Source organism: Salinicoccus cyprini (assembly GCF_007713705.1).
In the GTDB taxonomy this organism is placed as follows: Bacteria; Bacillota; Bacilli; order Staphylococcales; family Salinicoccaceae; genus Salinicoccus; species Salinicoccus cyprini.
Genome location: NZ_VMSJ01000002.1, coordinates 43540 through 68632 on the forward strand (window position 1 = coordinate 43540; position 25093 = coordinate 68632).

22 protein-coding genes and 2 tRNA genes are annotated in these 25093 nt (G+C 47.5%); 18 read left to right on the plus strand and 6 right to left on the minus strand.

Annotated elements, in window-relative coordinates; all coding sequences use genetic code 11:
• Positions 1-6: 6 nt before the first annotated feature.
• From hutU to FO441_RS06520, 18 genes are all read left to right on the plus strand, one after another.
• A complete protein-coding gene (hutU, locus tag FO441_RS06435) occupies positions 7-1665 on the plus strand; it encodes a urocanate hydratase (RefSeq protein ID WP_145287500.1) in 1659 nt (552 codons plus the stop codon).
• Positions 1665-2903 carry an imidazolonepropionase gene (hutI, locus tag FO441_RS06440; protein ID WP_145287503.1) on the plus strand — a complete coding sequence of 413 codons (1239 nt, stop codon included), beginning with the start codon at positions 1665-1667 and terminating at the stop codon, positions 2901-2903. Before hutU ends, hutI begins: the two co-directional genes overlap by 1 nt.
• Before the next feature lie 282 nt (positions 2904-3185).
• On the plus strand, positions 3186-4463 hold the full coding sequence (gene serS, locus FO441_RS06445; protein ID WP_145287506.1) for a serine--tRNA ligase: 1278 nt from the start codon (positions 3186-3188) through the stop codon (positions 4461-4463).
• 62 nt (positions 4464-4525) lie between these two features.
• Positions 4526-5443: a DUF2232 domain-containing protein gene (locus FO441_RS06450; RefSeq protein WP_145287510.1), complete on the plus strand. Its 918-nt coding sequence runs from the start codon at positions 4526-4528 to the stop codon at positions 5441-5443.
• Positions 5444-5448: 5 nt separating this feature from the next.
• Positions 5449-7425: a DHH family phosphoesterase gene (locus FO441_RS06455; RefSeq protein ID WP_237605737.1), complete on the plus strand. Its 1977-nt coding sequence runs from the start codon at positions 5449-5451 to the stop codon at positions 7423-7425.
• Positions 7422-7868, plus strand: a complete 447-nt coding sequence (gene rplI, locus FO441_RS06460; RefSeq protein WP_145287515.1) for a 50S ribosomal protein L9 — start codon at positions 7422-7424, stop codon at positions 7866-7868. Before FO441_RS06455 ends, rplI begins: the two co-directional genes overlap by 4 nt.
• Before the next feature lie 39 nt (positions 7869-7907).
• Positions 7908-9278 (plus strand): replicative DNA helicase, encoded by a 1371-nt coding sequence (dnaB, locus tag FO441_RS06465; RefSeq protein WP_186365505.1) that lies wholly within the window; start codon positions 7908-7910, stop codon positions 9276-9278.
• Between the two features lie 112 nt (positions 9279-9390).
• Complete coding sequence (locus tag FO441_RS06470; RefSeq protein ID WP_145287521.1) at positions 9391-10677, plus strand: adenylosuccinate synthase; 1287 nt, start codon at positions 9391-9393, stop codon at positions 10675-10677.
• Between the two features lie 123 nt (positions 10678-10800).
• Positions 10801-10872 (plus strand) — tRNA-Glu (locus FO441_RS06475).
• Between the two features lie 24 nt (positions 10873-10896).
• Positions 10897-10969: transfer RNA gene (locus FO441_RS06480), tRNA-Asp, on the plus strand.
• 133 nt (positions 10970-11102) lie between these two features.
• The gene (gene yycF / locus FO441_RS06485) at positions 11103-11804 is read left to right on the plus strand and encodes a response regulator YycF (protein ID WP_145287524.1); all 702 of its coding nucleotides are present in this window, start codon (positions 11103-11105) and stop codon (positions 11802-11804) included.
• A 15-nt stretch (positions 11805-11819) separates the two neighbouring features.
• A complete protein-coding gene (walK, locus tag FO441_RS06490) occupies positions 11820-13661 on the plus strand; it encodes a cell wall metabolism sensor histidine kinase WalK (RefSeq protein WP_145287527.1) in 1842 nt (613 codons plus the stop codon).
• Positions 13645-14967 carry a YycH family regulatory protein gene (locus FO441_RS06495; protein WP_246095059.1) on the plus strand — a complete coding sequence of 441 codons (1323 nt, stop codon included), beginning with the start codon at positions 13645-13647 and terminating at the stop codon, positions 14965-14967. Before walK ends, FO441_RS06495 begins: the two co-directional genes overlap by 17 nt.
• Entirely contained in the window at positions 14967-15743 is a 777-nt protein-coding gene (gene yycI / locus FO441_RS06500; protein WP_145287533.1) for a two-component system regulatory protein YycI, read from the plus strand. The genes FO441_RS06495 and yycI overlap by 1 nt, the downstream gene beginning before the upstream one ends.
• 5 nt (positions 15744-15748) lie before the next feature.
• On the plus strand, positions 15749-16537 hold the full coding sequence (locus FO441_RS06505; protein ID WP_145287536.1) for an MBL fold metallo-hydrolase: 789 nt from the start codon (positions 15749-15751) through the stop codon (positions 16535-16537).
• A gap of 215 nt (positions 16538-16752) precedes the next feature.
• On the plus strand, positions 16753-17232 hold the full coding sequence (rlmH, locus tag FO441_RS06510; protein ID WP_145287539.1) for a 23S rRNA (pseudouridine(1915)-N(3))-methyltransferase RlmH: 480 nt from the start codon (positions 16753-16755) through the stop codon (positions 17230-17232).
• A 20-nt stretch (positions 17233-17252) separates the two neighbouring features.
• Positions 17253-17873: an NAD(P)-dependent oxidoreductase gene (locus tag FO441_RS06515; protein ID WP_145287541.1), complete on the plus strand. Its 621-nt coding sequence runs from the start codon at positions 17253-17255 to the stop codon at positions 17871-17873.
• Between the two features lie 61 nt (positions 17874-17934).
• Positions 17935-18819, plus strand: coding sequence for an RluA family pseudouridine synthase (locus tag FO441_RS06520; RefSeq protein WP_145287544.1), 885 nt, complete (start codon positions 17935-17937; stop codon positions 18817-18819).
• A 95-nt stretch (positions 18820-18914) separates the two neighbouring features.
• On the opposite strand, the gene FO441_RS06525 is transcribed toward FO441_RS06520, so the two are convergent.
• The 6 genes from FO441_RS06525 to copZ form a co-directional block, all read right to left on the minus strand.
• Positions 18915-19640: an aggregation-promoting factor C-terminal-like domain-containing protein gene (locus FO441_RS06525; protein WP_145287547.1), complete on the minus strand. Its 726-nt coding sequence runs from the start codon at positions 19638-19640 to the stop codon at positions 18915-18917.
• A gap of 279 nt (positions 19641-19919) precedes the next feature.
• Positions 19920-21593: an alpha-glucosidase gene (locus FO441_RS06530; RefSeq protein WP_186365493.1), complete on the minus strand. Its 1674-nt coding sequence runs from the start codon at positions 21591-21593 to the stop codon at positions 19920-19922.
• An 82-nt stretch (positions 21594-21675) separates the two neighbouring features.
• Positions 21676-22089 carry an NAD(+)--rifampin ADP-ribosyltransferase gene (arr, locus tag FO441_RS06535; protein ID WP_145287551.1) on the minus strand — a complete coding sequence of 138 codons (414 nt, stop codon included), beginning with the start codon at positions 22087-22089 and terminating at the stop codon, positions 21676-21678.
• Between the two features lie 209 nt (positions 22090-22298).
• A complete protein-coding gene (locus FO441_RS06540) occupies positions 22299-22769 on the minus strand; it encodes an LURP-one-related/scramblase family protein (protein ID WP_145287554.1) in 471 nt (156 codons plus the stop codon).
• Between the two features lie 144 nt (positions 22770-22913).
• Positions 22914-24527 (minus strand): BCCT family transporter, encoded by a 1614-nt coding sequence (locus tag FO441_RS06545; protein ID WP_145287557.1) that lies wholly within the window; start codon positions 24525-24527, stop codon positions 22914-22916.
• Between the two features lie 336 nt (positions 24528-24863).
• Positions 24864-25073 carry a copper chaperone CopZ gene (copZ, locus tag FO441_RS06550; protein WP_145287560.1) on the minus strand — a complete coding sequence of 70 codons (210 nt, stop codon included), beginning with the start codon at positions 25071-25073 and terminating at the stop codon, positions 24864-24866.
• Between the last annotated feature and the right edge of the window lie 20 nt (positions 25074-25093).

Consider the following 25093-nt stretch of genomic DNA (forward strand, 5'->3'; position numbering starts at 1 on the left):
AGAAATATGTCTAGAAAAATCACTGCAAAAAAAGGATTGGAACTGGAATGTAAAGGATGGGAACAGGAAGCGGCATTGCGCATGCTTTATAACAACCTGGATTCTGAAGTGGCGGAGCGTCCGGAGGACCTTGTGGTCTACGGTGGCATCGGCAAGGCGGCACGGAACTGGGAGTCGTTTGAAGCGATTGAGAACACACTGCGCAACCTGGAAAAGAACGAAACGATGCTGATACAGTCCGGCAAACCGGTTGCGGTGTTCAGAACCCATGAGGAAGCCCCGCGTGTGCTCCTGTCGAATTCCGTGCTTGTACCGAAATGGGCAAACTGGGACCACTTCAACGAACTGGATAGGAAGGGGCTCATGATGTATGGCCAGATGACGGCGGGCAGCTGGATCTACATCGGCTCCCAAGGCATCGTCCAGGGCACATATGAAACGTTTGCGGAACTGGCGAATCAGAACTATGATGGCAGCCTGAAGGGGACCATCACTCTGACAGCGGGGCTCGGTGGCATGGGGGGTGCCCAGCCGCTGGCTGTCACGATGAACGAAGGGGTGGCCATCTGTGTCGAGGTTGATCCATCAAGAATACAGAAGCGTATTGAAACGCGCTATCTCGACACGCAGACCGATTCACTGGATGAGGCGCTTGAAATGGCGGAAACAGCCAAAAATAAAGGGGAGCCACTCTCCATCGGCCTGCTCGGCAATGCGGCTGAAGTCCATCATGAGATTCTGGAGCGTGGGTTCAAAATCGATATCGTCACCGATCAGACGTCCGCGCATGATCCCCTGAACGGCTACGTTCCTGTCGGTTACAGCCTTCGCGAAGCGGATGATCTGAGGGAAAAGGATCCGAAGGAATATGTCAGACTGGCCTCGGAATCCATGGCACGCCACGTCCAGGCGATGCTCCAGTTCCAGAAAAACGGTTCAGTCGTCTTCGACTACGGCAACAATATCCGCCAGGTGGCAAAAGACGAAGGTGTGGAGGATGCATTCGACTTCCCGGGGTTCGTGCCGGCCTACATCCGTCCCCTGTTCTGTGAAGGCAAGGGGCCATTCCGCTTTGTGGCCCTGAGTGGCGATCCGAAGGATATCGAAGCGGCGGACAGGAAGATGCGTGAGCTGTTCCCGGAAAATGAAAAGCTTCTGAGGTGGCTTGATATGGCCGAGGAGAAGATTGCATTCCAAGGTCTGCCTTCAAGAATAGCATGGCTTGGCTACGGTGAGCGTGCAAAGATGGGCATGGCACTGAATGACATGGTCGCAAGCGGCGAAATCTCCGCACCGGTCGTCATCGGCCGTGACCATCTTGATAGTGGCTCCGTCGCCAGTCCGAACCGTGAGACGGAAAGCATGAAGGATGGCAGTGATGCTGTCGGCGACTGGGCGATCCTGAACGCCCTGGTCAATACTGCAGCCGGCGGTTCATGGATCAGCGTCCATCATGGAGGCGGCGTCGGCATGGGCTACTCGCTCCACGCCGGCATGGTCGTTGTTGCCGATGGTACAGATAATGCAGCACGCCGTCTTGAACGTGTACTGACGAGTGATCCTGGCATGGGTGTGGCAAGACATGCCGATGCAGGCTATGAGATTGCGATTGAAACAGCGAAAGAACGCGGTGTCAATATTCCAATGCTCAAGGAGGATCAGTAATGAACGATACAATCATCAGGAACATAGGTGCACTTATTCTGCCGAAGAAGAGCGACAGACCACTTAAGGGCAAGGAGATGGATGAACTGGAGATCATCGAAGGTGCGATGATCGTCATCAAGGATGGCCAGGTCGTCTATCGTGGTGCGGCAACCGATGAATATGAAGCATCTGAAGAATTGGATGCCTCCGGCATGATCGCCTCCCCTGCCCTCGTCGATCCGCATACCCACGTAGTCCATGGCGGTTCACGGGAGCATGAGATGTCACTGAAGCGCCAGGGTGTGGACTATCTCACCATACTGGAACAGGGAGGCGGCATTCTCAATACTGTGGAGCAGACACGCAAAGCGACCCATCAGCAGCTTGTCGACAAGGCGTCAAAAAGCATTACGCGCATGATCCAGCACGGGGTGCTCGCTGTCGAAAGCAAAAGCGGCTATGGTCTCGATCGTGAAAACGAACTGAAACAGCTGAAAGTTTCCCGGGAAATATCCGAAAAATTCCCGGTAACGATGCGTCATACCTTCCTCGGCCCGCATGCCATACCGAAAGGTGCAGATGGAGATGCCTTCCTGGATGACATGATCAATCTGCTTGAGGAAGCAAAGGACTATGCCGATTTTGCCGACATCTTCTGCGAGACAGGTGTATTCACAATCGAACAGTCAAGAAAATACATGGAGGCGGCCAATGCACTCGGCATGCGTGTAAAGATCCATGCTGACGAAATCGATCCGCTCGGCGGCCTTGAGCTTGCCATCGAGCAGAATGCCATCAGTGCAGATCATCTTGTTGCCGCAAGCGAGGCAGGAAAAAAGATGCTTGCTGATACGGACACTGTTGCTGTACTCCTTCCGGGTACGACCTTCTATCTCGGCAAGGACCAGTTCGCGGATGCCCGCGGCATGATTGAGAATGGTGGCGCAATCAGTCTCGCAACCGACTATAATCCGGGCAGCTGTGTGACGGACAACCTGCAGATGATCATGGCCATTGCGAGCCTCAAGCTGAAAATGACACCGAATGAAATATGGAACGCTGTGACCGTCAATGCCGCGCATGCCATCGATGTGGATAAGGGAACACTTGAAGCGGGTGACCAGGCGGACATCGTCCTCTGGGATGCACCGAATCATGAATATATCCCCTACCACTACGGCGTCAATCACGCACATACTGTCATCGCCCGGGGCCAGGTCATCTATAGGCAGCCGGGACTCGAGCCGATCCGGTAGTCTTGCATTTTCGGCATTTTCATTATAGAATGGGGCTAAGCTGAATATGAGTCGCTTGAAGGAAGCAGTAGTGTCCCCCTGTTTATAGAGAGGTCATGGATGGTGAAAATGACTACAGTGGAATACGAATTTCCGTCCTTCTGATAAAGAGTGGCCGGTACCCCGTACCGTTAGAAGAATGAGATGATGCTAAAAGCATCAAATTAGGGTGGCAACGCGTATACCACGTCCCTTTCCGGGGCGTGGTATCTTTTATTTTTCTATAAAGATGGAGGTAGACTTATGCTGGATATCAAGATGATTCGCAACGATGCTGAACAAGTGAAGGCAAAAACAGAAAAACGCGGGACGGATCCTGCAACCATAGACGAAATTCTCGAGCTGGATGAATCCCGCAGACAGCTCATTCAGAAAACGGAGGAACTGAAGAGCCGACGCAACAAGGTGTCCGAAGAGATTGCACAGAAGAAGCGCAACAAGGAGAACGCAGACGATGCCATTGCATCAATGCGTGAAGTCGGTGAAGAGATAAAAGGCATCGATTCACAGTTGAACACCATCAAAGCGGACTTCGAGGACAGGATGAGCCGTGTGCCGAACCTCATCCATGATGATGTCCCTGAAGGTGCGGATGACTCCGAGAATGTGGAAATTCGCAAAACAGGTGAACCCCGTCAGTTTGATTTCAATCCGAAGGCCCACTGGGATATTCTTGAGGACCTTGAGCTTGCCGACTTTGAGCGCGGTGCCAAAGTTTCCGGTGCCCGCTTTGTATATCATACCGGCGATGGTGCCCGTCTTGAGCGTGCGCTGATGAACTTCATGCTTGAAGTGCATGGTCAAAAGGGATACAAGGAAATGATGACGCCGCAGATTGTGCGGGCGGAAGCGATGTACTCGACAGGCCAGCTGCCGAAATTTGAAGAGGACCTCTTCAAGATCGACGGCATGGAGATGTATACCATTCCGACATCGGAAGTCACTCTGACGAATTTCCATAAGGATGAGACGCTCTCCAATGATCAGCTGCCGGTGAAGTTTACTGCCCAGACGGCATGCTTCAGGAGTGAAGCCGGTTCTGCCGGCAGGGACACACGCGGTCTCATCCGCCTCCACCAGTTCAACAAGGTCGAAATGGTCCGTGTGGAGCGTCCGGAGGATTCCTGGGATGCGCTCGAAGAGATGACAAATCATGCCGAGAACATACTGAATCTGCTCGAGATTCCCCACCGTACCGTGCTGCTCTGTACTGGAGATATCGGTTTCGGATCTGCGAAGACGTACGATGTGGAAGTATGGCTGCCGAGCTATCAGGACTACAAGGAGATCAGCTCCATTTCAAACATGACCGATTTCCAGGCCCGCCGTGCGAATATCAAATTCAAACGCGAGCTGGATGGCAAGCCGGAACTGCTGCATACTCTGAACGGCAGTGGACTGGCGGTCGGCCGGACGATGGCCGCCCTGCTCGAAAACTACCAGAACGAAGATGGTTCAGTGACAATCCCTGAAGTACTGAGGCCTTATATGAGTGGTCAGGAAAAGCTTGAAGCGTTATAATAGTAATATTGAATGCTCCTATTCGTTTAGGAGCTTTATTTTATGGTTGGAGGAGTGGAAAATTGAATAAAAGAGTATCGATGCTTCAGCTGATGCTGGTGCTGTTTGCTGTATTCGTGTTCATCACACTTACCGACATCAGTCTGCTTTTCGGCGCAGTCCTGCTGCCGTTTGCGGTGTACTTTCTGGTCAATCTGAAGCATCAGTCAAACTATCATTTCTGGCTGACATTCGTCAGCTTTCTCATACCTGCCGCGCTACTGCTTTCACCGGATGCCTGGGTATGGTTTGTGGTATTATATATAGTGGCGACAGTGGTTCACCACACGTTGAAAAAGAATATATCGCAGGAGCTGGCATTGTTCTATGTGACGGCAACGCTGATGCTTTCGTTCATCGGCATACTGAACCTGCTACAAGGATTCGGAATCATCCAGCCGATATCGGATGCCTATCTTGATATCCGCAGCTGGTACTTGTCGCAGCTCGAGATGTACGGCACTTTTGCCGCTGATCTGGATACTGATATCATACGTACTTCGATGGATCAGATATTCATCAATCTCCCTGCATATATTACAGTGATTGCGTTCCTGCTCGCACTCTACACCATACTGATGCAGCGTGTGCTATTTAGTTCCTCTTCTGTGAAAATGTGGAACTACTGTTCATTTAAAGATTGGGCGTTTCCCCGCCTCATCCTTTATTTATTTTTGATTCTATTTGTAGTATCATTTTTTACAACTGAAGGAACGACGGCGCAGTCTACAGTCAGCAACCTGCTGATTGTTGTGGAATGGATGCTCTACCTTCATGGTCTCAGCTTCAGCTATTTCTTCTTCAGGGAAAAGAAGCTGAATGTAGCACTTTCCATACTGCTGCTGATTCCGCTGGTCATCCTGAGACCGATCACACTTCTGATCGGACTGTTCGAAATGATCTTTAGGATAAGGACGCTAATACAGTTGAAAAGGAAGTGATGGGAATGTATAACGTGCTGGACAGGAAAATGGTCTTCATACCTTTTGCAATCGCAGCGTTTCATATTCTGGTAATGAATATATTTGTACTGACGAACCATTTCAGAACCGGCCTGCTCTTTCTGATCGTAAGTACCATTCTCCTGACACTTCTATTCTTGTACCTCTACCGTTCCTTTGTCATCAATGAGAACCGTTTCCGGCAGATGGTGGTCGATATTGCCGGCAGCAAGCAGTATGCCATCGACGAATTGCCGATGGGGCTCATCATATTGAATGATGACGATGAGATCGAGTGGATGAACGACTACATGTGCAAGGAAATTTCAAAGGATAATATGAATACGCCGATCAACCGTCTGTTCCCGAATATCATGACAACGCTCAAAGCCAACAACATCCATCGGACGGAATCGACCTATAACGATAAATACTTCAAGATTTATTGGGATGAAAAGCACCAGGCCCTCCATCTGATAGATATTACAAGCCAGCGCAACCGTGAAACTGAGCTTGAAGACAAGCAGCCGGTCATCGGCATCCTGTTTCTCGACAACTATGACGAAGTGACCCAGAATATGAGTGAGGCTTTGAAAAGCGAGCTCAACAACAGCATTACAAACACCATCAATGAATGGGCCAACCGGCACCATATATATATCCGCCGCTTCTCCCAGGATCGTTTCATCATCCTGCTCAATTCCAGCAGCCTGAAGGAAATCGAATCGACACGGTTCAATCTGCTGGATGAAGTACGTGACCGATCACAGGAGCTTGGTGCACAGATTACGCTGAGCGTCGGTATTGGGGAAGGCTCCGATGACTATATAGAAGTCGGCGAACTGGCCCAGTCGAGTCTTGATCTGGCCCTCGGACGCGGTGGCGACCAGGTGGCCATCAAGGCGGTGAACGGCAATGCCAGGTTCTACGGCGGCAAGACGGACCCGATGGAAAAACGGACGCGTGTCAAAGCACGTGTCATTTCCCATGCCCTCCGGGACATACTGCTTGAAGGTGACAATGTGCTCATCATGGGCCATAAACATCCGGACATGGATGCTCTGGGATCCGCCATCGGTGTTGCCAAGATCGCCTCCATGAATGGCATCGAGGCCCATATCGTACTGAATGAAGATGACATCGATGAAACACTGCAGCGGATGATGAAAGAGCTTAAGGCACGGGAAGATCTGATGAAGATGTTCATCACATCCGAGGAAGCCTGGGAGAAGATGAATCCGAAAACGACAGTCGTCGTCGTCGATACGCACCGCCCGAACATGGTGCTCGACGAAGTGATTCTCAACAAGGCGGCACGCAAGGTCATCATCGACCATCATAGACGTGCCGATGACTTCATTTCGAACCCTCTCCTTGTCTATATGGAGCCGTATGCCTCCAGTGCAAGTGAGCTTGTTGCAGAACTGCTCGAATACCAGAACAAGGAGCAGAAGCTCTCCCGCCTTGAAGCGACAATCATGCTGACCGGTATCATTGTGGATACAAGAAACTATACGCTGCGCACCGGGTCGAGAACGTTCGATGCAGCGAGCTTTCTGAGAAGCAGCGGTGCTGATCCGGTGCTTGCCCAGACTTTCCTGAAGGATGACATTGATACGTATATCGCACGAAGTGACCTGATCAAATCGGCCGAAATCAGGGATAACGGCATTGCCATCGTCAAAGCGGATTCCATGATGACCTACCACCCTGTAACGGTGGCACAGGCAGCCGACCAGCTGCTGCAGATCGAAGGCGTACAGGCTTCATTCGTCATGGCAGCACGTGAAGACGAGTCGATCGGCATTTCCGCCCGATCGTTCGGGGAAATGAATGTACAGCTCGTCATGGAGGCACTCGGCGGCGGCGGTCACCTGTCCAATGCAGCAACACGGGTGAGCGGCAAATCGATGGATGAACTCTATGATGAACTGGATGAAGCAATTAAGGAAATACTTGATAACAGGAGTGAAGAGGAATGAAAGTAATTTTTCTGAATGACGTTAAAAATAAAGGCAAAAAAGGTGAAGTGAAAGAAGTCGCAACAGGCTATGCACAGAATTTCCTGCTGAAGAAAGGTCTGGCCGAAGAAGCGACACCAGCCAACCTGAAAAGGCTCGAAGAGCAGCAGAACGCCGAGGAGGCGAAGGCTGAGCAGGCATTGGAAGATGCCAAAGTGATGAAAGAGGAACTGGAACAGAAGGAAGTTGAAATAAAGACGAAGTCCGGTGACGACGGTCGTCTATTCGGCTCCATCAGTTCCAAGCAGGTTGTTGAAGCATATGAAAAGCAGCATGGCATCAAGCTGGATAAAAGGAAGCTCGATATGTCCCAGCCGCTCAAGAGCCTCGGATACCATAAGATGAGTGTCAAACTGCATCCGGAAGTATCTGCAGAAATCAAGGTGCATGTTATTGAGCAATAGTAGATCAGGGAGGGATTGATTTTGGACATACATCAGCAGATGCCGCATAACATGGAAGCGGAACAGTCTGTCCTTGGTGCCATACTGATCAATCCCGAAATTTTCATTTCCACAGCGGAAACGCTGGAGCCGGAAGATTTCTACCGTTCAGAGCACCAGCACGTCTATCGTGCAATGGGCTTTCTAAGTGAAAATCATCAGAGTATTGATGTTGTCACACTGATCGATCAGCTGAAAAGCATGGAAGTACTGAACTCCGTCGGTGGTCCGAGATACCTTGCAGAACTATCCAATGTCGTGCCGACGAGCCGGAACGTCGCTTTCTATGTGGATATAGTGGCGAAATACGCGCTGAAACGCACACTGATCAGGACAGCAGAAGAAATCGCCAATGAAGGTTTCTCGGAAGAGATGGATGTCGAAGATCTCCTGACCGAGGCCGAGTCGAGGATCATGTCCATTTCGGAGAGTCGTCGTAACGAAGGCTTCAAATCCATGAAATCCGTCGTCCACGAAGTATATGAGCAGGTCGAGGCACGCGCCGGCCAGACCGACAGTACGACAGGCATCCCGACAGGTTATCGTGATCTCGACTTCATGACATCAGGCTTCAACCGCAACGATCTGATCATACTGGCTGCACGCCCTTCCATGGGTAAGACGGCATTCGCCCTCAATATTGCAGGGCACGTCGGTACATCCCGTGAAAAATATACCGTCGCCATCTTCTCTCTCGAGATGGGGGCCGACCAGCTCGTGTCACGTATGATTTCGAGCCAGGGCATGATTGATGCGACAAAACTGCGTCAGGGGAATCTGAACCACGATGACTGGGACAACTTCACGACAGCCATCGGCAGTCTGGCGGAATCGAAAATATTCATAGACGATTCACCTGGTATCCGGGTGAGCGACATCCGTTCCAAATGCATGCGTCTGAAGCAGGAGCATGGCATCGACATGGTCATCATCGACTATCTGCAGCTGATCCAGGGCTCGAGCAACAAGAGAAGCGACAACCGGCAGCAGGAAGTTTCCGAAATCTCCCGTATGCTGAAAGCCTTGGCACGTGAGATGGAATGTCCGGTCATTGCACTCAGCCAGCTTTCAAGAAGTGTGGAGACACGCCAGGATAAGCGTCCGATGATGAGTGACCTGCGCGAATCGGGTTCGATCGAGCAGGATGCGGATATTGTAGCCTTCCTCTACCGGGAGGACTACTATGTTCGGGGTGACGGAGAGGAAGATGCAGAAGGTGCCCAGCGGGAACAGGATGAGATCGAAATCATACTGGCCAAGCACAGGAATGGTCCCACAGGCACGGTGAAACTGATCTTCAACAAGTCCTACAGCAGCTTCTTCGATCAGGATAACCGGGGATATGACGATGGTTACATTCCACCGAATTAAATTTACGAATGTTTTTATATACCACTTATAAAAACGTTCGTATTTTTATTGCCTTTTATCGGGCTTATTGTTAGAATGATTACGGTAATTCAAAGAAAATGGGGGCAAAGACATGTCTGGAACAGTAGTAGTCGGAACACAATGGGGCGACGAGGGCAAAGGGAAGATTACAGACTTCCTATCAGAAGATGCAGATATCATCGCGCGTTTCTCCGGAGGCAACAACGCAGGACACACCATCCAGTTTGGTGGCGAAACATATAAACTGCACCTCGTACCTTCAGGTATATTCTATGATGATAAAATTTCGCTGATCGGCAACGGTGTCGTCATCGATCCGCTCTCCATCATCAAGGAACTTGATGGACTGATCGAGCGCGGCATATCCGTAGATAATCTTAGAATCTCAAACCGTGCGCAAGTCATTCTCCCCTATCATCTGCTTCAGGATGAACTGGAAGAGGAAGCACGTGGAGACAACAAGATCGGTACGACAAAACGCGGCATCGGACCATGCTATGTCGACAAGGCACAGAGGATCGGCATCCGCATGGCGGACCTGATCGATGAAGCAACGTTCAGAAAAAGACTGGAAGAGAACCTCAAGTTGAAGAACCACATGTTCTCAGCACTCTATGAACGCGAAGGCTTCACATTTGATGAAATTTTTGAACCGTATCAGAAAGCCGCAGAACGCCTGGCACCTTATGTGACCGATACGGCAAAAGTACTCGATGATGCATTCCAGAACAACCAGAAGGTCCTTTTTGAAGGGGCCCAGGGTGTCATGCTCGATATCGACCATGGTACATATCCGTTCGTTACGTCCAGCAACCCGATTGCTGGTAACGTGACGGTCGGCTGTGGTGTCGGCCCGACAGCTGTCAAAAACATCGTCGGTGTCTGCAAAGCCTATACTTCACGTGTCGGCGATGGCCCATTCCCGACGGAACTGTTTGACGAAAGCGCTGACCATATCCGTGAAATCGGACGTGAATATGGTACAACGACAGGCCGCCCGCGACGTGTTGGATGGTTCGACAGCGTCGTCGTGCGCCACGCAAGACGCGTCAGCGGCATTACGGACCTCTCCCTCAACTCCATTGATGTACTGAGTGGTCTGGATACAGTAAAGATCTGTACAGCCTATGAGATCGATGGCAAGGAAGTGACGGAATATCCGGCGACGCTTCATGCACTGGATCGCGCCAAGCCGATCTTCAAGACAATGCCCGGCTGGAACGAGGACATTACAGGCATCAAGCGTCTTGAGGATCTTCCGGATAACGCAAGGAACTATCTTGAAGAGATCGAGCGCCTGACGGGTGTCGGCATCTCCATCTTCTCTGTCGGTCCCGACCGCAATCAGACGAACCTCCTGAAAAATTTCTGGAGCTAGCATATATCCCATGGCATGGATGGCCGTGGGATATTTATTTTTCAATAAAATTAAAGTTTCAGTTGAAAATGAAATTTATATCATGCTATAATAACTTTTGTGTTCAATACCAATCAACAGTATGGCCCGTTGGTCAAGCGGTTAAGACACCGCCCTTTCACGGCGGTAACACGGGTTCGAGTCCCGTACGGGTCACTTTTCATATTTCTTTCATCACATGGTCCCGTGGTGTAGCGGTTAACATGCCTGCCTGTCACGCAGGAGATCGCGGGTTCGATTCCCGTCGGGACCGTCACAAGAAGCCATCAGCATACAATGCTGATGGCTTCTTTCCTATACCCGGATGGAAATAAACATGGAAAAGTGATACATTTATAATGGATATGACTATGTGAACAGGCACTTAACGAAAGTGAGGGAATGAAATGCCTAAGAAAATCGTTGTAGTGGATGATGAGAGACCCATCGCTGATATATTGGAGTTCAACCTTGAGAAGGAAGGCTATGAAGTGCATTGTGCCTATGACGGCAATGACGCACTGGCACTGATTCTTGAAGTCGTGCCGGATATTGTACTGCTTGATATCATGCTGCCGGGCATGGACGGTATGGAAGTGTGCCGTGAAGTCCGCAAGACACATGATATGCCGATCATCATGCTGACAGCCAAAGATTCCGAAATAGACAAGGTGCTCGGCCTCGAACTCGGCGCCGATGACTATGTCACAAAACCGTTTTCGACACGTGAGCTGATTGCCCGTGTCAAAGCCAATCTGAGAAGAAACGTCGAGACGGCATCGAAGGACCGGGAACCGGAGAGCAATAACATCCAGGTCAAGGCCATCACCGTAATACCGGATTCCTATGCCATCAAGAAGAATGACAAGGACATAGAACTCACCCATCGTGAGTTCGAACTGTTCAACTATCTTGCGCAGCACATCTCCCAGGTGATGACACGGGAGCATCTGCTTGAAACGGTATGGGGCTATGACTATTTCGGTGATGTCCGTACTGTCGATGTGACGGTCAGAAGACTCAGGGAGAAGATTGAAGATGATCCTTCCCATCCGGAATACCTGATGACAAGAAGAGGTGTCGGGTATTACATTCAAGGTGACGAATAAAGGGGTTAACACTTAATGAAGCAGTTTTTTAGAAATCTGCAATCTCTTCATATAAAGCTTGTAATCATATATGTGCTCCTCATCGTCATCGGCATGCAGATCATCGGTCTGTATTTTACGAATACGCTTGAGAAGGAACTGACCGGGAATTTCCAAGATAATATCGAAACCCAGGTAAGCCTTATAGATACGAGAGTCAAGGAACTGTACACCGAATATGGAGATGACAGTGAACAGTTCAGGGAAGAGATTCAGAGTCTGCTTTCCGATTATGGAAACAGGCCGGAAATTGAAGAAATCAGATATGTAAACTCCGATAATGTCCTGGTGGCGACAAGTCGCATTTCCAATGAATCGAGCATCGGGTCGAGGATCAATGCGCCGCTGACTGAAGAAGCAGTCACCACCGGCACTCCCAATGAGGAGATCTACGTCAATGTGGAGCAGGACCATCAGCGTGTATGGCTGCTGAACCAGCCTGTCATCCAGGACAGTCAGATCCTTGGTGCCATCTATGCCGCCTCGAATATCGAGACGGTATATCAGCAGCTTGAATCGATCAATAATACCTTCATCATTGCCACCTTGATTTCACTGATCATTACAAGCATCCTCGGAATTTTCATTGCACGGACCATTACGAAGCCTATCACCGATATGAGGAACCAGGCGCTGCTCATGTCGGAGGGGGACTATACATCGCGGGTTAAAATATACAGCAGTGATGAAATCGGTGAACTCGCAGGCTCCTTCAACATACTGTCGAAACGTGTCCAGGAGGCCCAGGCCAATACGGAGAGCGAGAAGAAGCGTCTCGACTCCGTCATCACCCACATGTCGGACGGCATCATCGCCACAGACCGCAGAGGACGTGTCCGGGTAGTCAATGAGATGGCACTGGATATGCTCGGGATGTCCGGTGAGGACCTTCACGGCGAGGATATGCTCGAAATCCTGAAGCTTGATGCCGATATGGCTGTGGAAGACATACAGGAAATGAATGAAAGCCAGCTTCTATTCCTGAATAACGGCGAGGAAGATACGACGATCCGTGTCAATTTCTCCACCATTGTAAAGGATACCGGCTTCATCAACGGCTATATCGCGGTACTGCATGATGTCACGGAACAGGAGCGTGTGGATAATGAGCGCAGGGAATTTGTTGCCAATGTCTCTCACGAGCTCAGAACGCCACTTACTTCCATGAGAAGCTATATCGAGGCACTGCAGGAAGGTGCCTGGAAGAATGATACGCTTGCGCCAAAGTTCCTCGGGGTGACACGCGAAGAGACGGACCGCATGATCCGGCTGGTCGAAGATCTGCTCCAGCTCTCCAGAATGGACAACGAAGCAGAGGAACTGACACGTGAAATCGTCGATTTCAACATGTTCCTGAACCGCATCATCGACCGCTTCGAGATGACACATAAGGATCAGGTCGAGTTCGTCCGCAACATCCCTTCCACTCCAATTTTCACGGAAGTCGCAGTGGACAAGATGGGTCAAGTACTTGATAATGTCATTTCGAATGCCATCAAATACTCTAGCAGCACGAACAAGAAAGTGGAGTTCCATGTCAAACAGAACCGTCTCTACAACCGTATGACGGTACAGATCAAGGATAATGGCCTTGGCATTCCGGCAAGCAAGGTCGACCGCATTTTCGAACGCTTCTATCGTGTCGACAAGGGACGGGCGCGCAAAATGGGCGGCACCGGTCTTGGTCTTGCCATCTCGAAGGAAATCATAGAAGCGCATGATGGCAAGATCTGGGCCAACAGTGTAGAGAATAAAGGGACCACAATCTTCATCAATCTGCCGTGTGAAACACTTGAGGAGGATGATTGGGGTGCATAGAGAGACTATCAAATCCATCATCCTTTTCGTTCTTGTTGTGAGCAGTGCCATACTGACGTACATGGTATGGAGCTATCAGCCCGAATTCTCGCAGATTGATACTTCCATCGAATCGACGTCGAATACCGGACAGGGTGAGCCTTTGCCGTTTGATAGTGTCATGCGTGCCTATCAGCTCATCTGGGTGGACGGAGAGAATGCAAGAGGCACAATAGAGGAAGAAGCCGTCGTCGGTGTCAGGGAGTTTCTGGACGGCACCAGAATAAGGGACATCAACGTATACAATAATATGAACCGCCTCAATCCTACGGTAAAGGAGGACGGCAGTGAAGAGTTTCTGATTGTCGACTATCCATCGGAGATGCCTGCAAAATCACTGTTCCAGATACTTGGATTCGAGTATGAAGAAACACTGCCCGATTACAAATTCGACCGCATTGTCGTGGACATCGCCTCGCCTCAGGTCGTTTTTTATATGCTGAATGAATCACTGGACCGCGTGGCGGTTGCCAAGACCGATATTGAGAGCGACTATCTGCTGTCCATCGTCAACGATTATGAAGGTTCATTTGAAGATTATACAGGCATCATCACCAATCAGCAGACTGCGAACAACAAGACAGCGATCTACGGACCCGATGCGCCTGGAGAAGTCAGTGTGATGCGTTTCCTGTCCACACAGATCAGCATAGACAACATGAATGATATCCTCTTCATGGAGGATGATGTCAGTGTGTCACAGAATGAAAATGTATATGTATACGAAGCTGAAAATGGTCTGGCCACCTACAATACGGACACCTACAACTATGTATACACCAACCTGAACGAATCCTTATCTTCAGAACGAGATCCCCATCGGACAATACAGCGCAGCTTCAACTTCCTCAACTCCCATATCGGTCTGGCACCGGAGCATATTCTGTTCGACTATGAAGAAGAAGGCAACCAGTCGACCTATCGCTATACGCTGAATGGGTACGCTGTATTCAGTGATGAAATTGCAACGACGGTCACAACAAAATATGGCAGCAATGCCCTATTCGAATACGAGCGGCCACTGCTCTACATCAATGCGCAGGTACCGAGTGAAGAGGCGGAGGAACTGGCCCGTCTGGAAGATGTCAGATATGAAATTGCACTGAATGATGAACTCGATCTCCAGAAAGTATCCAAAATCACCATCGGCTACAACATGCGCTTTTCGGAGGAGCAGACCGAACTCAACCTGGTGAATTTCACTCCCGAATGGTATGTGAAGTACGATGGGGAATGGCTGCGCTACAATGAAGGAGGGTTGCATTAATGGATTGGAAACTGACCAAATCCCTCTACATCCTTGTATTCCTGCTCATCAACGTAGCCCTGCTGGTGATGTACTACAATAAGCAGCAGGAAGAAATCAGGGAGATTGAAGATGCACCGAGTGTATTGGAATCGACGAATATCGACCTTTCAGAGCTTCCGGAATACGAACCGGAACAGGTGACCATCCTTGTAGGAGAGCGGGTCAATTTTGCAGAAGTCGAAGAAATCGATCAGGAAACTGTCGAGATAACCGACGAGGACTTCGTCATCCATCATAGTTTTGAAGATGGAGATCTCGCGCCGGTGATGGAACAGGAACCACTCGAGGCGCATAAGAATGATCAGGTTTACAGGGGCGGCGATTACAAGTATGATGATGTAATGAGCAATAACAACTATATGCTGTTCAATCAGTATTATGGAGAATACCCTATTTTCAACCATGAAGCAGCCCGTGTGCTGTATAGAGGCGAAGGTGTGGAGGCAGCCGAGTATGAACAGGGCTATATTACAAATCTGCACGAGAACAGCCACACCTCCCCGATTACCGCAAGAGACCCGAGACAGGTCGTATCGGACTTGTATCTCCGTGAAAGGATTTCCGGAGAAGCGGTCATTGAAAATGCCAGACTCGGCTACTACATCATTCTCAATGATGAAGAGCAGGTGCTCCTCAGACCGAAATGGGAGTTCCAGGTCACTGACCAGGACGTCGAAAAGACCATTTATGTCGACGCCATCAGTGAAACAGAAGATATTATCGAAAGTGAGTGACAGTAATGAAGATGAGCGTGTTAGCCAGCGGTTCCACCGGGAACAGCACGTATATAGAAACTGAAAAAGGCAGCTTGCTCATAGATGTGGGACTTTCCTGCAAACGTATTGAAGAGGCACTGAACACACTGGATACTTCTCTTAATAATATAGATGCCATACTCATCACCCATGAACACAGCGATCACATCAAAGGGCTCAAAGTCATCTCGAAACGCTATGGCATTCCGATCTATGCCAATGAGTTGACATGGCAGAGAATCGAAGCCAAGGACATCGAAGTCCATAATGACAAGAGATTCCATTTCAACCCTCTGGAAGAGAAAGAACTGCTCGGCATGAACGTCCAGTCGTTCAATGTTTCCCATGACGCCATCGACCCCCAGTTCTACACATTCATGAAAGACAACAAGAAGATTTCCGTCATCACGGATACGGGCTATATTTCGGACCAGATGAAAGGCATCATCAAAGACAGCGATGTTTTCATTTTCGAAAGCAATCATGATGTCGATATGCTCCGGATGGGCAGATATCCGTGGGTCACCAAACAGCGTATACTCTCCGATGTCGGCCACGTGTCGAATGAAGACGCTGCACATGCCATGCGTGACGTTATAACGGACCGTACAAAGCGTATCTATCTCAGTCACCTGAGTCTGGATAACAATATAAAAGAACTGGCTAAAATGAGCGTGGAGCAAGTGTTGAACCAGTATGATATCGATACAGACAATCATATAACAATCAGTGATACGGACAAGGCTGTACCGACAAAAATCTATCAGATATAAAGTTATACACAGAAATGTGTGAAAACTATGTGGATAAATAGTCATAAATGTGGGTAAAGTATAAAAATGTGGATAACTAAGCAGTCAGTAAAGGATTACTGGCTGCTTTTCTTATATTTATGTGATTAGGATGATTAGAAAATGATATTATACACAGTGAATGAGTAAATATCCGTGGATATGTGGAATAAATGTGGATAAACAGGAGGATATGTATGAAAATCACTTTGATTACTGTGGGCAAGTTGAAAGAGAAGTACTGGCAGCAGGCTGTGGATGAATATAGGAAGCGGCTCGGTGCATATGCCAAACTTGAACTGGTTGAAGTTCCCGATGAAAAGGAACCGAATAATGCCAGTGAGAAGGATATTGAAAACATCAAGGACAAGGAAGCAGAGAAGATACTGGGCAGAGTCAAAGACAGCCAGCACGTCGTTACACTCGAGATCCATGGGAAGACCTACACAAGCGAGCAGCTTGCGAGCCAGTATCAGCAATGGATGAATACCGGCAAGAGTGACATCGTATTCATCATCGGCGGCAGCAACGGGCTCGGCCAGGCAGTCAAGCAGCGCTCCAACCAGGAAATCAGCTTCGGTACCCTCACCTACCCCCACCAGATGATGAAGGTCATGCTCATGGAACAGATCTACAGGGCGAATAAGATCATCAAGAATGAGAGCTACCATAAATAATTGAAAGGTGGAGACTCGGAATGAACATATTGATTTTAGGAGCAACTGGACGAGTCGGCAGCCATATACTGAAATCTACACTGAATGATAATTATCATGTTAAGGTATTGGTACGTGACGTGGATAAGCTCCGGATTAAAGATAGAAACCTAACAGTCATAGAAGGAAATGTTCTAGTAGAAGCAGACATTGTGAACGCGATAGCGGGTATGGATATGGTAATCAGCGCACTCGGCACTGATGGCACCACGACGCTTTCCGAAAGCATGCCGTCCATTGTGAAAGTAATGGAAGATGAAGGCATAAAACGAATCATTACTATTGGCACTGCAGGCATTCTGAACAGCAGAACCGAACCCGGAAAACTGCGCTATCAATCGAATGAATCAAAAAGAAGAACGACACGTGCAGCAAAGGAGCATCACAAAGTCTATGAGTTGCTTGAAAACTCATCTCTTGACTGGACAATCATCTGCCCCACCTATCTGCCTGATGGTGAACATACAAGCAGATATCGAATAGAACGTGACTTCCTTCCTGAAAACGGGAAAATGATTTCCGTTCCTGATACAGCAGAGTTTGCATACAGACAGATAGAAGATGATGGGTATATAAAAGCACGTGCTGGTATTGCTTATTAATCACTTGTCGGATGACACGTTCGTATTAAAGAATAATATAAGTTGAAAAAGGAAGTTTATAATGAACAAAAAAGAAAAATCAAACGGACAGAATCAAGAATGGATCGTTAAAGAACCGACTGAATTGCTGAAGTTCCTATTCGAAGTGATGTCTTCGCGTAGTCGCAAAGCTGTAAAAGAAACATTGAGCCGGGGAAAAGTTTTTGTAAACGGTGAAGGGACAACTCAATTCAATGATGCACTCAAACCGGGAGATCGTGTTGAAATACGTTCTGCAGCTAAAAATGTAAAACTTAGAGGCATCAGAATTTTCCATGAAGATGACGATGTAATCGTCATTGAAAAAGACGCCGGTCTGCTTTCAATCGCATCAGAGAAAGAGCAGCAGATGACTGCCTATCGTCAATTGGCGGATTATGTACGAGGTATTAATCCTAGGAACCGTATTTTCATCGTGCATCGACTGGACCGTGAGACTTCCGGAATCATGATATTTGCGAAGAATAAACAGGTGCAGCAGAAGTTGCAGGATAACTGGAAAGATATCGTTTCTGAGCGAACATACATCGCGCTTGTTGAAGGTAAAGTAGCTAAAGGGGGTAAAATCACTTCCTGGCTGACGGAGAATAAAGAGTTGATAATGCGTTCGAGTAAGCATCCGAATGACGGTAAAAAAGCGATTACCCATTATAAAGTATTAAAGTTCAGTCACAATCTATCATTACTGGAAGTCAACTTGGAAACGGGGCGTAAAAACCAGATCCGTGTTCATATGCAGGACTTGGGCCATCCAATTGTCGGCGATAAGAAGTATGGAGCACACGGTAATCCGATTAGAAGAGTGGGCCTACACGCCCACGTCATCGCATTCAAACACCCGAAAACAGGAGAATCCCTGCGATTTGAATCGAAAATTCCAGCGGAGTTTACACGGAGTTTTAAATAAGCATTATTGATGCTAATTCAAATTTAATATGTAGAAAATAAAACCCGTATGACCTGGATTTTCCAAGTCATACGGGTTATTAGTTGGTCTGAATCTTACCACCAGTTGTTTTGTGCACGGAAATCCATAGCAGCTTCAACAGAACCATAACGTTCTTGAGCGTAGTTGATCATGCCTTTAGTCTGTGTTTCAACAGATCCTGTTCCCCATGCTTCTTTTGTTTGTCCAAGGCCTCTGTAGCCGAGTGGATTCACTGCGTTCGGGTTACCACTTGATTCTGGCAGGACAATATTTTGCCACATTGCTTCTGTACCGCCAGCAGCCAGGAATTGTTCTTTAGTTGATCCGCCAGTGGACTGCTGTGGTGCAGCTGCTTGAGTAGTTTCAGTCTGTTGCTGTGTGTTGGATACTTCCTGTACATTGTACTCAGGTTCTGGTTGCTGAACTTCGACTTCCTGTTGTACTGGTTCCTGAACTTGAACTTCCTGCTGTACAGGCTCTTGTACTTGAACTTCTTGTTCTACAGGTTCTTGTACTTGAACTTCCTGCTGTGGTTGAACATCGCCATAGCTATTGTAAGCCCATGTGAAGCTTGTACCATTTGATTCGAAGCTGTAGTCTACACCATTAAGCGTGAAGTCATAGTCATATGCACCTTCGTGGATTGGCGCATTGTTGAGTTCGCTTGAATTTGACAGAGCCATTTCTGCGAGCTCCTGCTTGTTGATTTCGTGAGTGGAAGCGTCTGCAGTTTGACCTGATGTGATACCAGTGATACCGAGACCGAGTGCCAGAGTTGTAGTCAGAATTGTTTTCTTCATAAATTTTTTCATCCTCCAGATAAATTTTATATGAGTGTTTTATTGAGTTGTTGAGTCATGTCGTTTTCAAGCCTTATTTTTTAAGACAAGACACACTATATCATGAATTTATCTGTCGGGTGTTACAGCTTAATAATAACAAGGTTACAATTAGTATCGATCATTGTAATATTGATATCTGTTTGTATTCTTTCTGAATAATTGATCAAGGGTCACGATTTGGACATAAAAAATCAGCAGCTTTCCTTGAAAAAGGAAAACTGATTTGAATATCTTTATCTATTTCTTTACAAGGACAACTGCACCATATGGAGACAGACGCAACTTTCCATCTTCAAGTCCGTTGCCTGCGTTCTGAAGAGCGATCTGCTGTGCATGCCAGCCTTCTTCAATATCGACTGTCTTTGCTGATTCGGAGAAATTGCAATAGATCAGTGCTCTTTCGACACCTGATGTACGTTCATAGGCATAGAGTGTCTCTTCTGTCTCTTTCATTTCATAGGCGCCATGTTGGAAGAGTTCTGTCTTCTTCAGCTCAATCAGCTTTCTATGAAAATTGAGTATGCTGTCTTCATCTTTCTCCTGGTCTTTTACGTTATAAGTCGATTCGCGATTATAGAGCATCCAGGGGACACCGTCAGTGAATCCGACTTTTTCACTATCCTCCCACTGCATGATGCCTCTGCTGACATCACGAGCAGTCAGATTGATGTGGTGCATGATATTCTTATGCTCCCAACCAGCCTGATGAGCTTCCTGGTAGAAGTGCATCACACCTGAATCTGCAATATTGCCTGGATCACCAAAGGCAACATTTTTCATGCCGATTTCTTCCCCGTTGTATATTATCGGTATCCCTCTTTGCAAGTAGAGGAGCGTCGCCATCATTTTAGCGCTGTTGTCCCGATGCTCGGTTGCCATGTTGCCATATTTATGTGGTGAACGTGGCATATCGTGGTTCGACCAGAAAAGTATGGGGCCGCCGTCCGCCCCACCTTTCTCCTGGAATTCCTTCTGCACTTTCTTGAACTTCTTGGGATCAAGAGGCAGATGCTGGTTTGATTCGGGAACAGACCGATCCATTCCTTCTTTATTTTCCGGGAAATACTGAAGTGTGATGATCTTGTCCACCATATCGTTCTCCTGATCCGTGTACCATTGTGTCAAGTCTGCATCTGCACTGGTTGCTTCGCCGACCAGGAATACTTCCTTTTCATGGTGGCTGATCGCCTGGTTCATTTCGTTCAGATAGTCTTTGATATTATTTCCGTGCTCATTCATCCCCTGTCCCGGCCCCTTCTCTCCAGGATACTCCGGGAAATCCTGATCGATATCCATATAAATGAAAGCATCCAGTCTGAAGCCATCGATGCCCTTTTCAATCCAGTAGTTCAGCACTTCCGCCATTTCTTGTCTGAGCGGCGCATGCGACCAGTTCAAGTCAGGCATGGAGTGCATGAACAGGTGCAGATAGTACTGGTCTTCGTTCAACACCCTGCTCCAGGCCGAGCCGCCAAATCCTGCAGTCCAATTGTTCGGGTATGGACGGTCTTCTTCTGACTCTGCCCATACATAATAGTTGCGGTAAGGATTGTCTTTTCCCTTTAATGCTTCCTTGAACCAGGGGTGCTGATCTGATGTATGGTTCAATGGAAAGTCGAAGATGATCTTGATTCCCCTGTTCTTTAGTTCTTTGATCAGTCTCTCTCCATCTTCTTCAGTGCCGAATAATGGGTCCACCTTTGTATAGTTGATGACATCATACCCATTATCCTGCTGATTGGATAGAATCATCGGGTTGATCCATACTGTGTTGACACCGAGAGACTCGATGTAATCCAGTTTTTCGATTATGCCATTGATGTCTCCTATTCCATCCCCATTGGAATCTTTGAAACTTCTTGGATAGATCTGATAGATGATCGCATCTTCCCACCATTTTCTATGTCGCATCATTACACCTTCTATATATTAATTTACCTCATACTTTCCCTAAAACGGACGAAATAATCGACATGAGGACAGGTGATGAACATTAATCATCCATTACGTCTTTTCCCTCTCTACGGAGTTTTTCGAGAGAAGCTTTCATATGCTCTATTTCTTCATCGGTATGCCCTTCCCACGAACCGAGCTCAGCAATTATTTTCAGAGGAGATCTGGATCTATAGGAGCGTGTCGGATTTCCGGGAAATCTCTTATCGGTCAAGTTGGGATCATTTTCGAAAACACCCAGTGGTTCTACAATATAGATTCTCTCTTTTAAATCGGACTTTGCCAGTTCAGCCCCCCACTTGGCCGCATCCAGTGATGCAGTAAAGTAGATGAAATTGGATTTTCTATCCTGATAGTTTGAAAAGTGCTTTGGCTCGAGATATTTTCCAATCTTGAGCTCTGCTTTCGTACCGTGGAAAAAAGGGCCAGCGTCTGTAACGGCGTTATTATTCATCTTTTCCCCTCCATACTCTCGTTTTGTAATGCAACTATAATACGGATACTTCAGTATGAACAGTCTATAAATGATTCACAGATGAGTGTATACTGTAAGTAGAAGGAATGATCGACTCCCATATAGTATTCATATGAATAAGTGCATATAAAGAAAAACCCGAAGCGACGCTTCGGGTTTTATGATTCAAGTAGAATGTCGCCTATCATCTAGTTGTTTTTCTGGTTGACGCAGTCGATAACGATTACGATGCCAAGAAGGATATCCAGATGTGCCTCATCGTAGATATCAATCGAATAGGAATCCCCCCATGAAATCAGCTTTTTACTGACTTCGGCAACAATATTGTCATTCTCTTTGATGACATAGTTATGCTCCATGATGGAGCCTTCTATGTGCCAGTCCGGCCCCAGAATCGTATAGTTGTTCGCCAGCAGATTGAAGTCTTTTTTGACTGTCGCTACCTTTTGGTCATTTCTATACAATTCAAACTCCGGGGAGAAGCGAAGGACCTTCTGTTCAATATATAAAACCTCTTCACCGCTTGTGTCGGTTACACGCAGCTTGTTCCTGAGCGAAATCGCTTTGCCTTCTACGTAGAAAGCATCATTTTCTTCTGCATCTTTTACTGTAAACTGATTTTTGAAGGAGAAAATTTTCTGCTTGATATAGAATCTCATGTAAACGCCCCTTGCATAATTTAGGTATAAGACGAGTGTAGAACATTGCCCACATAACTACAAATACTTCAATACATGGATGAATAACGCATGCAATACATAAAAAGCACCAGACTTTTGAAGGTCTGGTGCTGCTTGTGACTGCTATAGATCTCTTTCGTCTACCCCTGCCTCTTTCTGTTCCTGATATTCTTTTTCTTCACGGTTGAGGTATTCCTTCATGCGATGCTTGTTTGGAGTAATTGTCAGCCCGAGATACTTTCTCTCTCTATTGGCATCCTTATAGAATGAATACATCATCATGAGAATGACGAAACTGAACGGTAACGCTGCTATAATGGCTGCCGACTGAAGCGCCTCGAGCCCTGTTTCTCCCCCTGAGAGTAGCAGTACGTAGGCGATGGACGACAGGCTGATGCCCCATATCACCTTGATTTTTGCAGAAGGGCGCAACGAGCCATGGGATGTCTGCATGCCCAATACGAAAGTCGCTGAATCCGCTGATGTAATGAAGAATGACGATATGAGTATGATTGCGAGAATTGATAATGGTACGCTGAGCGGCATCTCATTGAATATGGCAAACAGCTGTGTTTCCGGTCCGAGATTGATGATGTCCGGCGTTCGATCAGCCATATCGATACCCGTTACACCGAATACTGTAAACCAGATGATTCCGATTGTTGTCGGTACGATAAGCAGGGCCAGGACGAATTCACGAACGGTACGTCCTTTTGATACGCGGGCAATGAAAATGCCGACAAATGGACTCCAGCTTAGCCACCATGCCCAGTAGTAGATGGTCCAAGACTGCAGCCATTCATTCTTCTGGCTGTTCAAAGGTGCTGCATCAAGCGTACGTGCGATGAATGTATTGATGTATTCCCCGGCTGCTGTCGGCAGCATGTTCAGGATCAACAGCGTTGGACCCATTATCAGGACGGACAGTAGAAGTATGGTTGCCAGTACCATATTCATATTACTCAAGTATTTGATTCCTTTACTGAGACCGCTCCATGCGCTGGCCAGGAAGAGCAGAGTGACTACGGCAATGATGATACCTTGCATGGTCAGGTTGATCGGCATATCGAAGAGGTAGTTCAGACCGCCATTGATCTGTGTAGTACCGACACCAAGTGTTACCGCAACACCGATTACTGTGGCGAACACAGTCAGAACATCGATGATGACGCCCACAGTGCCATCGACTTTATCTCCGAGTATTGGACGCAGGGTTTTCGAAAGCAGTCCGGTCTCCCCTTTTCTGAACTGGAAATAGGCAAGCGCCAATGCCACTGCACCGTACATTCCCCAGGCATGGGCACCCCAGTGGAAGATGGTCGCACGGATGGCTTCAAGTACTGCTTCCTCTGATTCCGGATCCGCAGTGGCGGGTGTGACAAAATGGGAGATCGGTTCCGAAGTACTGTAGAATACGACACCGATTCCCATTCCTGCACTAAAAAGCATGGTCAGCCACGAACGGGTACTGAATTCCGGCTTGTGGTGTGGTTTTCCGAGCTTCAATTTGCCGATCGGGCTGAAGATAAGAAAAATACAGAAGAACAGCATGCCGGATGTGATGATCATGTAGTACCATCCAAAATATTTGCTTACCCACCCTGCAATAGCACCAGAAACTGCTCCGAACTGGTCTGGATTGATGATGCCGGCAACTACGAGCAGGGCAACAATCATTACTGAATAGATGAAAACCTTCGATAACTTCCTACTACTGGGACCTGAAGAATCCTTCATTGATTCGCTCCTTAATATTTATGGAATACCGTTCGGCATCCCGTTACTTTTACTAGTATGTAAATGAACAGGCTACTTATAATACTAGGTTTACACATCAAAAGCAATTTTTAAACCGGTTAATGTATGTCAGCGAGTGCTATAAAGCGATACATAAGCGTTATACCAGGTGTATAAATACTGATTTATAAGGATTTTTTACGTAATGCATAACGTTATAAATAAAATGGTGTATATATACTATATGAATTAAAGGAATACTGAATTATTAAGGAGTTGGTTGAACATAAAAAATCCCCCATTCCTTTTAATGGGGGAAATAAAGCATATCTTCACTTATTTTACGACATCGTAGCCCTGGTCTTCGATTGCTTCGTTCAGTTCACTGCTGCTCACTTTGCTTTCGTCATACTGGACAGCGACCTGGTTGTCTTCGAGGCTGACGACTGCACTGTCGACACCGTCGAGTTTATTAAGCGCACCTTCTACCGAGCTTTTGCAATGACCGCATGTCATACCTTCTACTTTGATTGTCTGGTTTTCCATAATGAAATTCCTCCTATGAT

Bases quoted from the DNA above. Each gene is read 5' to 3' on its own strand.
- hutU (WP_145287500.1), top strand. From the start codon at position 7: ATGTCTAGAAAAATCACTGCAAAAAAAGGATTGGAACTGGAATGTAAA.
- hutI (WP_145287503.1), top strand. From the start codon at position 1,665: ATGAACGATACAATCATCAGGAACATAGGTGCACTTATTCTGCCGAAG.
- serS (WP_145287506.1), top strand. From the start codon at position 3,186: ATGCTGGATATCAAGATGATTCGCAACGATGCTGAACAAGTGAAGGCA.
- FO441_RS06455 (WP_237605737.1), top strand. From the start codon at position 5,449: ATGTATAACGTGCTGGACAGGAAAATGGTCTTCATACCTTTTGCAATC.
- rplI (WP_145287515.1), top strand. From the start codon at position 7,422: ATGAAAGTAATTTTTCTGAATGACGTTAAAAATAAAGGCAAAAAAGGT.
- dnaB (WP_186365505.1), top strand. From the start codon at position 7,908: ATGCCGCATAACATGGAAGCGGAACAGTCTGTCCTTGGTGCCATACTG.
- FO441_RS06470 (WP_145287521.1), top strand. From the start codon at position 9,391: ATGTCTGGAACAGTAGTAGTCGGAACACAATGGGGCGACGAGGGCAAA.
- yycF (WP_145287524.1), top strand. From the start codon at position 11,103: ATGCCTAAGAAAATCGTTGTAGTGGATGATGAGAGACCCATCGCTGAT.
- walK (WP_145287527.1), top strand. From the start codon at position 11,820: ATGAAGCAGTTTTTTAGAAATCTGCAATCTCTTCATATAAAGCTTGTA.
- FO441_RS06495 (WP_246095059.1), top strand. From the start codon at position 13,645: ATGATTGGGGTGCATAGAGAGACTATCAAATCCATCATCCTTTTCGTT.
- yycI (WP_145287533.1), top strand. From the start codon at position 14,967: ATGGATTGGAAACTGACCAAATCCCTCTACATCCTTGTATTCCTGCTC.
- FO441_RS06505 (WP_145287536.1), top strand. From the start codon at position 15,749: ATGAAGATGAGCGTGTTAGCCAGCGGTTCCACCGGGAACAGCACGTAT.
- rlmH (WP_145287539.1), top strand. From the start codon at position 16,753: ATGAAAATCACTTTGATTACTGTGGGCAAGTTGAAAGAGAAGTACTGG.
- FO441_RS06515 (WP_145287541.1), top strand. From the start codon at position 17,253: ATGAACATATTGATTTTAGGAGCAACTGGACGAGTCGGCAGCCATATA.
- FO441_RS06520 (WP_145287544.1), top strand. From the start codon at position 17,935: ATGAACAAAAAAGAAAAATCAAACGGACAGAATCAAGAATGGATCGTT.
- FO441_RS06525 (WP_145287547.1), bottom strand. From the start codon at position 19,640: ATGAAGAAAACAATTCTGACTACAACTCTGGCACTCGGTCTCGGTATC.
- FO441_RS06530 (WP_186365493.1), bottom strand. From the start codon at position 21,593: ATGCGACATAGAAAATGGTGGGAAGATGCGATCATCTATCAGATCTAT.
- arr (WP_145287551.1), bottom strand. From the start codon at position 22,089: ATGAATAATAACGCCGTTACAGACGCTGGCCCTTTTTTCCACGGTACG.
- FO441_RS06540 (WP_145287554.1), bottom strand. From the start codon at position 22,769: ATGAGATTCTATATCAAGCAGAAAATTTTCTCCTTCAAAAATCAGTTT.
- FO441_RS06545 (WP_145287557.1), bottom strand. From the start codon at position 24,527: ATGAAGGATTCTTCAGGTCCCAGTAGTAGGAAGTTATCGAAGGTTTTC.
- copZ (WP_145287560.1), bottom strand. From the start codon at position 25,073: ATGGAAAACCAGACAATCAAAGTAGAAGGTATGACATGCGGTCATTGC.